The organism is Streptomyces sp. NPDC058662, assembly GCF_042716255.1.
Classification (GTDB): Bacteria; Actinomycetota; Actinomycetes; order Streptomycetales; family Streptomycetaceae; genus Streptomyces.
The window spans coordinates 1-10,470 of the sequence record NZ_JBHXRU010000150.1 but is presented as its reverse complement, the minus strand read 5'-3'; the positions used below and the strand labels follow the sequence as shown (position 1 = coordinate 10,470).

Below are 10,470 nucleotides of genomic sequence, written 5' to 3'. Positions count from 1 at the left end.
CGTGCAGGCTGGAGCCCTTCTCGGGTACCTGGCGGCCGTTGACGCGGACCACGAGGTCCTGCGAGCCCTCGGCGGATTCGGTGGCCCGCTGCCCGGCGGCGCAGGGCGTACGCCGCACCGCCCGCGGCGGCGAGGAAGAGGGCGGTGCCCACGCCGAGCTGGACGGGGTTCAGGCCCGCGACGCTGCCGCCGAGCCCGCCGCGGACGCCGCGCGCGGTGGTGGCACCGTCCGTGGCGAAGCCCGTCGTACGGGCGGGTGCGACGGGGGCGACCGGCGCGACGGGGGCGACCGGCGCGACCGGGGCGATGGGAGCGCGGGTGCTGGCGCCGACCGTGGAGCTGGTGGTGGGCCGCGTCGTGCCGCCGGCGATCGTCAGGTCGGCCGAGCCGGTCTCCCCGTTGCAGGTGAACGAAACGGAGTACAGGGCCCCGCGCCGGGCGTCGCTGTCCACCGTGACCCGGGCGGTCTGCCCGCGCGCGATGCTCACGGTGTCGAAGACACCGGAGGAGGCGGTGGTGTAGGCGGCGGCGCAGCCCGACACGGAGAGCACCACCTGGCCGCCCGGGGCGACCGTCGAGGGGGTCAGGCTGAAGCCGAACGAGGTGACGGGCGCGGCCTCGGCCGCGCCCGCGGCGGGCGCGCCCAGGGCGCCCAGGGCGATGACGGCGCCCGCGGCGCCGGTGCTGAGCAGGGCTGTTGCGGAGGTACGTATCGCACCCATGAGTGATCTCCGGATCCCCGAGGAGCAGCCGCGGAACGGTTTCCGCACGTGGGGGGTCGTGCGCCTCGATGTCCGCCACGCTAGGCGCGGGTACGGCCACCCGCGATCAGGAACGGGCGAATGGGGCATACCGTTGGGCCGAACCGGGGACGGGAGGCCCGTCCCCGGTTTGCGGAGCCACGGCGCGGACCCCGTTCGGGCCGCGGCTGCGGGACCGGCCGGTCCACGGTCCGGCGCCCGTTCCGTCAGCCCCCGAGGTCGAGATGGGGGAACTGCGCGAGGAACGGCCCGGCGGTGGCCGAGATCCCCCGTCCGAACGGTGCGTCGAAGTCCCAGATCAGGAACAGCAGGAACGCGATGAGCGCGCTGAACAGCCCCGCGAGCAGCATCTCCCGGAACGACTTCCGGATCTGCAGGGTGAAGATCAGGCCGACCGTGACGAGGGCGCCGGCGATCAGCCCGAACCACACCACCCCCGGCATGGTGGCCCCGGCCCCCTCGCCGCGGGCGCTGCGGGCGTCGTCGACCATCGCGGCCTGGTCGACCAGCGGCTGGTACGCCTGCCCCTCGTGGTCGGTCTGCGGCTGGTAGTCGGTGACGTCCCGGCGGATCCGATCCAGGAGCTCGCCGCCGCGTCCGGTCAGCTCGCCCCGCTCGGCCATCACCTTCCATTCGGTGTCCACCACGTACGTCACGTACGCGTCGACGTCGGAGCGGATCCGCCGGCGTACCTCGGCGGGGTAGACCTCGGAGCGGACGCTGATCTCGTGCAGGGCCTGCGCCTCCTGGCGCACGTACTCCTGGGCGGCCCCCCGGCCCTCCCAGACACCCGCGATGGCCAGGCCCAGCACGATCGCGTAGATCACCCCGATCATCATCGTCATGTACTCGATGACGTCCGGGGTCTCGTTCGGATCGTCGTCCTCGCCGATCCTGCGGTGGTTGAAGAAGGCGATGGACAGCACCACGGCACAGGCCGCGGCCATCGCGAGGGACAGGACGAGCCATTCCGACAAGATGACTCCCAATCGGTGACGGGTGGGGCGGGAAAACGGTGGGTCACGGCCCTAGCGGGGGCGCAGCGCGACGATCGCGAGCACCGCCGGAGCGGCGGTCGTCAAGGTGAACGTCACCGGGGAGATGCGGTGCTCGACCGGTTTGCGGGTGGCCGCGCGGTAGGTCGGGCGGGCCACCGGCTTCGGCGGGGGCGCGGGTGCCACCTCCGGCGGCGGTGGCGGCGCGGGAGCCGGCGGTGGCGGCGCGGGCGCGCGGACCGCCGGTGGCGGCGCGGGGGGAGGCTCGGGGACGGGCACCGGCTTCGGCAGCGGTTTGGGCGGCGGCGGCGGTGGTGGAGGCGGGGGAGGCTCGGGCGTCGGGCTCGGAGTCACCACGGGCGGAGGGGGCGTGGGCTTCGGGGTCGGCTTGGGCGGGGGCGTGGGCGTCGGGGTCGGGGTCGGCTCGGGCGGGCAGGGAGGGGGAGGCGGCGGCGGGCAGGGGGGCCGGCCGTGGTGGTGCCCGCCGTGGTGGTGCCCCCCGGGCCGCCCGTCTCCGTGGTGGTGGCCGCCTCCGTGCCGGTCGCCGTGATGTCCGCCACCCGGGCCGCCGCCGCGGCCGCCGCCGACGGCCGCCGCGACCACCGCGGCCGTGGCCGCGCCGTCGCCGGAGTCGGTCGTCGCGTAGGCGCCGCTATCAGCCACGGCCGGCGTGACGGCAAGGGCCGCCCACAGCAGGACCGGGACCGCCAGCAGGCGCCGGGTACAGGCTCTGTTCACCCGGGGAGCATGGGCCCGCGCGCGCTCGCGCGCGGGGGGGTCGGCCCTCGATTCGCCTGAACGGGTGGACCGGCGACCGTAGAGGTTTGAGCCAGTCGCGGACCGGCGGGATGCCGCGAGTGATCGCCCACCGGGCATTTCCCAAAAGGGATGTGTCGGAAACGACCAATCTCCCCGCGGGGTACGCCGGGGGCTTAGGTATGTGACGAAGACCGGATCGCCAATTTCCGCTTTCGCTCGCCCCGTTGGTCAATGATCAGTACATTCGGCTCGGACAGGAGTCCGACCGCACGGACCGCCGCAGGAACAAGGCTTGGAGACCCGATGGAGCGCCCCGCCTGGGCCCCGCCAGGCATCGACATATCGGTGCCGAGCGTGTCCCGCATCTACGATTACTACCTGGGCGGCTCGCACAATTTCGAGGTCGACCGCCAGGCGGCCCGTCGGGCCATGGAATTCATGCCGGGCCTGCCCAAGATCATGCAGGCCAACCGCGCATTCATGCGGCGCGCCGTGCGGCACGCCGTCGCCGAGGGCGTCACGCAGTTCCTCGACATCGGCTCCGGCATCCCCACCTTCGGCAATGTCCACGAGATCGCCCGGGCCGCCAGCCCCGAGGCGCGCGTGGTCTACGTCGACCACGACCCGGTGGCCGTCGCGCACAGCCAGGCCGTCCTCGCGGGCGACGACCGGTCCGGCGTGGTCGCCGCCGACCTCCGCAAGCCGCAGGACATCCTGACCGCCCCCGAGGTCGGCCGCCTGCTCGACCTCGACCGCCCGGTGGCCCTGCTGCTGGTCGCCGTCCTGCACTTCCTGGAGGACGCGGACGACCCGCACGCCGCGGTCGCCGGACTCCGCGACGCCCTGGCCCCCGGCAGCCTGCTGATCCTCACCCACGCCTCGTTCGAGGGGATCCCGCTCACCACGGAGGTCGCCGGCGGCGCCGTCGGGGTCTACCGGGACATCCGCAACCCGCTCGTCATGCGCACCCGGGAGGAGATCGCCCGCTTCTTCGAAGGGTTCGAGATGCTCCGGCCCGGCCTGGTGTCCATGCCCGACTGGCGGCCGGACGCACCCGAGCGCGGGGAGGACGGCGAGGCGCAGGAGGACCCGTACGCGTTCTCGGGCTTCGCCGGCGTGGGACGCAAGGCGTGAGAGTCCCGGCCCGTACGGCGGGAGCCGGGGCAGTCGCCGCACCCGCCGGAGCTCCGGCGCCGGTCAGCGTGCCCGCGCAGGCGTCCGTCGCCGCACCCGCGGGGGCTCCGCCCGGCTGCGCCGAGGACCGGATCGGCCGCTTCGCGACGATCTGGGGACGGGCGATCTTCCCCGTCACGGCGACCTCGCTGACCCGTCCCGAGTTCGAGCGGCACCTCGTGCCGCTCACCCGGACCCTCGCCGAGGCGCTGCACGCCCGGCCCTTCGACGCCGCCGTCGCGCAGCGGGTGGGCGCCGAGCTCGTCGCCGTGCACTGCACCGACCCCGAGGCCCTGGCCGGCACCCTCGGCGTGGTCGAGTCGTACCTGGTGCTCTACTGCGGCTCGGGCGCCGAGAGCACCGAGGAGTACCGGGCCCGCTGCGCCCGGCTCCAGCACGGCATAGCCGCGGGGTACGCCCGCGCACTGCGCGAGCGCACCCTCAGGGAGCAGGAGGCCATCGCCCGGTCCGCGCTGACCGCCCGCATCGACGCCCAGCAGGCCCTGCACGCGAGCGAGGAGCGCTTCCGGGCGGTCTTCGAGGGCGCGGCCGTCGGTATCGGCATCGCCGACCTGGACGGGAACATCCTGGAGGTCAACGACGCGCTGCTGCAGATGTTCGGCGGCATGGAGGGCCACGTCCGGGGGCGCAAGGTCAGCGAGTGGGGCCACCCCGACGACACCCCGCACGTGTGGCGGATGTACGCCGAACTGGTACGCGGCGAGCGCGAGCACTTCCGGGTGGAGAAGCCGTACTACCGGCACGACGGGACCGTGCTGTGGACCAACCTGACGGTGTCCCTGCTGCGCGACCCCGACGGGGCGCCGCAGTACCAGCTGGCCCTGATGGAGGACACCACCGAACGCCGGCTGCTCAACCTGCGCCTGCGCTACGAGGCCACGCACGACGCGCTGACCGGTCTGCCCAACCGGACGCTGTTCTTCGAGCGGCTGGAGAAGGCCCTGACCGGGGCCGGCGGCAGCCGCTTCGGCCTCTGCTACCTGGACCTCGACGGCTTCAAGGCGGTCAACGACAGCCTGGGCCACTCGGCCGGCGACCGGCTGCTGGTGGAGGTCGCCGACCGGCTGCAGAGTTGCGCGACGGGCCCGGGCGAGGTGGTGGCGCGGCTCGGCGGTGACGAGTTCGTGGCGCTGACCACCGGTTCCGACACCGAGCAGGAGGTGACCGACCTCGCCGTCCGTATTCTGTCGGCGCTCTCCACCCCGATCCGGTTGGAGGGGCGGGAGCTGACCGTCCGGGGCAGCATCGGCATCGTCGAGGGCAAGGCGGGGGAGCGCACGCCTGCCGAGGTCCTGCGCAGCGCCGACATCACGATGTACCGGGCCAAGGCGGCCGGCGGCAACCGCTTCGAGTTCGCCGACGCCGAGGCCGACGCCCGCGCCATCACCCGGCACGGCCTCACCAACGCCCTGCCCGCGGCGCTGGAGCGCGGAGAGTTCTTCATCGAGTACCAGCCCCTGGTGCACATGCACGACGGCAGCGTGCACGGCGCCGAGGCGCTGGTGCGCTGGTCGCACCCCCAGTACGGGGTGCTCGGCCCCGACCGCTTCATCCCGCTCGCCGAACGGACCGGCCTGATCGTGCCGCTCGGCCGCTGGGTGCTGGAGGAGTCCGTGCGGCAGGCCCGCGACTGGCAGCGCCAGCACCCGGGTTCGACCCTGCGGATCAACGTGAACCTCTCACCGACGCAGCTGCACCATCCCGGCCTGGTCGCCGACACGGTGGCGGTGCTGGAGAAGTCGGGGCTGGCCCCGGGCGCCCTGTGCCTGGAGGTCACCGAGTCCGCGCTGATCGGGGCGGACGACGAACTCCTGGAGCCGCTGCGCCGGCTCGCGGCGCTCGGCGTGGACATCGCGCTGGACGACTTCGGGACCGGGTACTCGAACCTGGCCAACCTGCGGCGGCTCCCCGTCAGCGTCCTCAAGCTCGACCGCTCGTTCACGCAGGGCATGCAGCAGAGCCCGGCCAACCCGGTCGACGTCAAGATCGTGGAGGGCATCGTCGCCCTGGCCCACAGCCTCGAACTCGCCGTCACCGTCGAGGGCGTGGAGACCGGGGCCCAGGCCGCGCAGCTGCGCGACCTCGGCTGCGACACGGCCCAGGGCTGGTACTACGCCCGGCCCGGGGCACCCGACCGCATCCACACGCTGCTGCTCGCGGACGCCGTCGCGACCCCCTCCTGACGGCCCCGCCGCCCCCGCCGCCCGCGGCGCAGGCCCGCCCGCGGGCGGCGGGGGCGCGCCTCAGCCCACGAGCATGCGCTTGAGCTCCCGGGCCGCGCGCGGCGGCGCGACGTCCGTGCGGTGGGCCAGGGCGATGGTGCGGCGCAGCGGCGACCCCTCCAGCGGGGTCGAGCGCAGGCCCGGCCCGGCGTGGGAGACCACCATGGCCGGCACCACCGCGATGCCCAGACCCGCCCGGACGAATCCGAGTACCGCGTCCATCTCACCGCCCTCCACGGTGAACACGGGCTCGAAGCCCTCCGCGCGGCAGGCCGCGACGGTCAGCTCCCGCAGGTCGTAGCCGTGGCGGAACATCACCATCGGCTCCTCGCGCAGCGCCCGGATGGTCAGCGCCGTCCCTCCGCCCGGCGCGGGCCGGTCCGCCGCGGAGACCACGACCAGGTCCTCCGTCAGCAGCTCCACCGTGGTCAGGGCCGGTGCCGAGGGCGGCAGCGGCAGGGCGATCAGCGCGAGGTCAAGGGCGCCGCGCGCGAGTTCCCGTACGAGGTCCAGCGACCCGCTCTCCTCGATCAGCAGTTCGATCCCCGGATGCGCGGCATGGAAGGCGCGCAGCACCTGCGGCAGCAGTCCCGTGCACACGCTCGGTGTCGCGCCGAGCCGGACCCGCCCGCGCCGCAACTGGGCCAGCTCCTGCACCTCCAGCCGCGCGGTCTCCGCGTCCGCCAGGATCCGGCGGGCCAGCGGGAGCAGGGTCTCGCCCGCGTCGGTGAGCGTGATATTGCCCCGGGCCCGGCTGAACAGCTCGGCCCCCAGCTCCCGCTCCAGCGCCTTGATCTGCTGCGACAGCGAGGGCTGAGCCACGTGCACCCGCTCGGCGGCCCGGGTGAAGTGGCGGGTCTCGGCGACGGCCACGAAGTAGAGGAGCTGCTGGAACTGCATCGCTCCAGCGTAGCCGCTCCATAGATCAATCCTATGGAGATGAGCTCCATCATGTCTTGGACCTTTCGGGACCTCCGTCCCTACCGTCGAGGCATGGCTCTGGCACCGCGGACGGCACGACGGCCGTCCACCACGCGCACGATCTGGGACTCCTCCGTCGGCAAGAAGTCCGTGATGGCCGTGTCCGGGCTGGTGATGCTCGGCTACCTCGTCGTGCACATGCTCGGCAACCTCAAGATCTTCTTCGGGGCGGACGAGTTCAACGGCTACGCGCACTGGCTGCGCACCCTCGGCGCCCCCTTCCTGCACCACGAGTGGGCCCTGTGGATCGTGCGCGTGGTGCTGGTCGCGGCGGTCGTCGCCCACGCCGTGTCCGCCTACCAACTCAGCCGACGGGACATCAGAGCCCGCCCCGTGCCGTACGCGCACAAGCGGCGCCGCGCGAGCTACGCCACCCGCACCATGCGCTGGGGCGGCGTCATCCTCGCCCTGTTCATCGTCTGGCACCTGCTCGACCTGACGACGCTCACCGTCAACGAGCGCGCCTGGGCCGGGCACCCGTACGAGAACGTCCTCGCCACCTTCTCCACCTGGTACGGGAACACCGTCTACCTCGTGGCGATGGCCGCCCTCGGCCTGCACGTCCGGCACGGCTTCTGGAGCGCGGCCCAGACGCTCGGCGCGAGCAGCGCCCGACGCGACCGGACCTTCAAGATCCTGGCCAACGGCCTGGCCCTCGTCCTCTTCGCCGGCTTCGTGTCCGTTCCCGTAGCCGTCATGACCGGAGTGGTGAACTGACCATGAACGAGCGCATCCGCTACACCACCGGCGAGCCCCTCGCCGACACCAAGGCGCCCGCCGGGCCGATCGCGGACCGCTGGGACCGCCGCCGCTTCGAGGCCGGGCTCGTCAACCCGGCCAACCGCCGCAAGCACTCCGTCATCGTCGTCGGCACCGGACTCGCGGGCGGATCAGCGGGTGCGACCCTCGCCGAACAGGGCTACCGCGTCGTCCAGTTCTGCTTCTCCGACACCCCGCGCCGGGCCCACTCCATCGCCGCCCAGGGCGGCGTCAACGCGGCCAAGAACTACCGCAACGACGGCGACTCGGTGCACCGCCTCTTCTACGACACCGTCAAGGGCGGGGATTTCCGGGCCCGCGAGTCCAACGTGCACCGCCTCGCCCAGATCTCCGTGGAGATCATCGACCAGTGCGTGGCCCAGGGCGTGCCCTTCGCCCGCGAGTACGGCGGCCTCCTCGACACCCGCTCCTTCGGCGGGGTCCAGGTCTCGCGCACCTTCTACGCCCGGGGCCAGACCGGCCAGCAGCTCCTCCTCGGCGCCTACCAGGCGCTCTCCCGCCAGATCGCGGCCGGGAACGTCGAGATGCACGCCCGCACCGAGATGCTCGACCTGATCGTCGTCGACGGAGCGGCCCGGGGCATCGTCGCCCGCGACCTCGTCACCGGTGCGATCACCACGCACTACGCCGACGCCGTGGTCCTCGCCAGCGGCGGCTACGGCAACGTCTTCTACCTCTCCACCAACGCCATGAACTCCAACGCGACCGCCGTCTGGCGGGCGCACCGGCGCGGCGCGTACTTCGCCAACCCCTGCTTCACGCAGATCCACCCCACCTGCATCCCGCGCACCGGCGACCACCAGTCCAAGCTCACCCTGATGAGCGAGTCACTGCGCAACGACGGCCGTATCTGGGTGCCCAGGGCCAAGGGCGACACCCGCACCGCGGCCGACATCCCAGAAGCGGAGCGCGACTACTACCTGGAGCGGATCTACCCGTCCTTCGGCAACCTCGTGCCCCGCGACATCGCCTCCCGGGCGGCCAAGAACGTCTGCGACGAGGGCCGCGGCGTGGGCCCGGGCGGGCAGGGCGTCTACCTCGACTTCGCCGACGCCATCCGCCGCATGGGCCGGGACAAGGTCGCCGAGAAGTACGGCAACCTCTTCGACATGTACGAGCGGATCACCGCGGAGAATCCGTACGAGGTCCCCATGCGGATCTACCCGGCCGTGCACTACACGATGGGCGGACTGTGGGTCGACTACGACCTCCAGACCACCGTCCCCGGGCTCTTCGCCGTCGGGGAGGCCAACTTCTCCGACCACGGAGCGAACCGGCTCGGCGCCTCCGCGCTGATGCAGGGCCTGGCCGACGGGTACTTCGTGCTCCCGTCGACGATCAACGACTACCTGGCCCGCCACCCCCACCGCCACGCCGTCGACGACACCCACCCCGAGGCCGCGGCCGCCGTACGGGAGACCCGCGAGCGGCTCGCCGGGCTGCTCACGGTCGACGGCGACCGCACCCCCGACTCCTTCCACCGGGAGATCGGCGAACTCATGTGGGAGTACTGCGGCATGGCGCGCACCGAGCAGGGGCTGCGCAAGGCGCTCGACCGGATCCCGGAGATCCGCGAGGAGTTCTGGCGCCGGATCAAGGTCCCCGGCACCGGCGAGGAGTTCAACCAGTCGCTGGAGAAGGCCAACCGCGTCGTCGACTACCTGGAGCTCGCCGAGCTCATGTGCCTCGACGCCCTGCACCGCGCCGAATCCTGCGGCGGCCACTTCCGCGAGGAGTCCCAGACCCCGGACGGCGAGGCCCAGCGCCGCGACGAGGAGTTCTCCTACGTCGCCGCCTGGGAGCACGCGGGCGCCGTACCCGTCCTGCACAAGGAAGACCTCCTCTTCGAGTACGTCCACCCCACCCAGCGGAGCTACGCATGAAGCTCACCCTGCGCGTCTGGCGCCAGCGGAACCCGGAAGCCCCCGGAGCCATGGCCTCGTACGAGGTCGACGGCATCTCCCGGGACATGTCGTTCCTGGAGATGCTCGACACCCTCAACGAGGACCTCATCCTGCGGGGCGAGGACCCCGTCGCCTTCGACCACGACTGCCGCGAGGGCATCTGCGGCGCGTGCAGCCTCGTGATCAACGGCGACGCGCACGGACCGGAGCGGACCACCACCTGCCAGCTCCACATGCGGTCCTTCGCCGACGGGGACACCATCGACGTGGAACCGTGGCGGGCGGCCGCCTTCCCCGTGGTCAAGGACCTCGTCGTGGACCGGGGTTCCTTCGACCGGATCATCCAGGCCGGCGGCTACATCTCCGCCCCCACCGGCGCCGCCCCGGAGGCGCACGCCACCGCCGTGCCCAAGGCCGACGCCGACTTCGCCTTCGAGCACGCCGAGTGCATCGGCTGCGGGGCCTGCGTGGCGGCCTGCCCCAACGGTTCCGCGATGCTCTTCACCTCCGCCAAGGTCAACCACCTCAACGTGCTGCCCCAGGGCTCGCCGGAACGGGAGACCCGCGTGCTGGACATGGTGGCCCGGATGGACGAGGAGGGCTTCGGCGGCTGCACCCTGACCGGCGAGTGCGCGACGGCCTGCCCGAAGGGCATCCCGCTGCCGTCGATCGCCGCGATGAACAAGGAGTGGCTGCGGGCGGTCCGCAAGGGCCCCCACCGCTGATACGCCGGCCCTGGCCCTGGCCCCGGCCCCGGTTCCACCCCGGCCCCGGCCTCGGCCCCGCCCCTGCCCCGGCCCCGGCCCGGCCCCCGGCCCCGGCCCCCGGCCCCGGCCCCGGCCCCCGGCCTTGGCCCCGGCCCCCGGCCCCGGCC

The 10,470-nt window shown here is 73.1% G+C and carries 9 protein-coding genes; 5 read left to right on the top strand and 4 right to left on the bottom strand.

The features are described from left to right. The 3 genes from ACFWUQ_RS29915 to ACFWUQ_RS29905 all read right to left on the bottom strand — a co-directional run. The coding region (locus tag ACFWUQ_RS29915; RefSeq protein ID WP_384544258.1) for a hypothetical protein at nucleotides 1-722 on the bottom strand (722 nt) is incomplete at its 3' end. Nucleotides 723-967: 245 nt separating this feature from the next. Continuing rightward, nucleotides 968-1,738: a hypothetical protein gene (locus ACFWUQ_RS29910; RefSeq protein ID WP_384544256.1), complete on the bottom strand. Its 771-nt coding sequence runs from the start codon at nucleotides 1,736-1,738 to the stop codon at nucleotides 968-970. Nucleotides 1,739-1,789: 51 nt separating this feature from the next. Continuing rightward, complete coding sequence (locus ACFWUQ_RS29905; protein ID WP_384544254.1) at nucleotides 1,790-1,942, bottom strand: hypothetical protein; 153 nt, start codon at nucleotides 1,940-1,942, stop codon at nucleotides 1,790-1,792. A gap of 876 nt (nucleotides 1,943-2,818) precedes the next feature. Between ACFWUQ_RS29905 and ACFWUQ_RS29900 the strand changes: the two genes are divergently transcribed. Together ACFWUQ_RS29900 and ACFWUQ_RS29895 are read left to right on the top strand one after the other, a co-directional pair. Next, on the top strand, nucleotides 2,819-3,649 hold the full coding sequence (locus ACFWUQ_RS29900; protein ID WP_384544252.1) for an SAM-dependent methyltransferase: 831 nt from the start codon (nucleotides 2,819-2,821) through the stop codon (nucleotides 3,647-3,649). A gap of 68 nt (nucleotides 3,650-3,717) precedes the next feature. Next, nucleotides 3,718-5,892: a putative bifunctional diguanylate cyclase/phosphodiesterase gene (locus tag ACFWUQ_RS29895; protein WP_384544250.1), complete on the top strand. Its 2,175-nt coding sequence runs from the start codon at nucleotides 3,718-3,720 to the stop codon at nucleotides 5,890-5,892. Nucleotides 5,893-5,952: 60 nt separating this feature from the next. Here the strand turns inward: ACFWUQ_RS29895 and ACFWUQ_RS29890 are convergent, their stop codons facing one another. Then, on the bottom strand, nucleotides 5,953-6,831 hold the full coding sequence (locus ACFWUQ_RS29890) for a LysR family transcriptional regulator (protein ID WP_384544248.1): 879 nt from the start codon (nucleotides 6,829-6,831) through the stop codon (nucleotides 5,953-5,955). A 93-nt stretch (nucleotides 6,832-6,924) separates the two neighbouring features. Between ACFWUQ_RS29890 and ACFWUQ_RS29885 the strand changes: the two genes are divergently transcribed. The 3 genes from ACFWUQ_RS29885 to ACFWUQ_RS29875 are packed head-to-tail and all read left to right on the top strand — an operon-like array spanning nucleotide 6,925 to nucleotide 10,321. Continuing rightward, entirely contained in the window at nucleotides 6,925-7,629 is a 705-nt protein-coding gene (locus tag ACFWUQ_RS29885) for a succinate dehydrogenase (protein ID WP_384544243.1), read from the top strand. 2 nt (nucleotides 7,630-7,631) lie between these two features. Beyond that, complete coding sequence (locus tag ACFWUQ_RS29880; RefSeq protein WP_384544241.1) at nucleotides 7,632-9,575, top strand: fumarate reductase/succinate dehydrogenase flavoprotein subunit; 1,944 nt, start codon at nucleotides 7,632-7,634, stop codon at nucleotides 9,573-9,575. Next, nucleotides 9,572-10,321 (top strand): succinate dehydrogenase/fumarate reductase iron-sulfur subunit, encoded by a 750-nt coding sequence (locus ACFWUQ_RS29875; protein ID WP_384544239.1) that lies wholly within the window; start codon nucleotides 9,572-9,574, stop codon nucleotides 10,319-10,321. Before ACFWUQ_RS29880 ends, ACFWUQ_RS29875 begins: the two co-directional genes overlap by 4 nt. Nucleotides 10,322-10,470 lie beyond the last annotated feature (149 nt).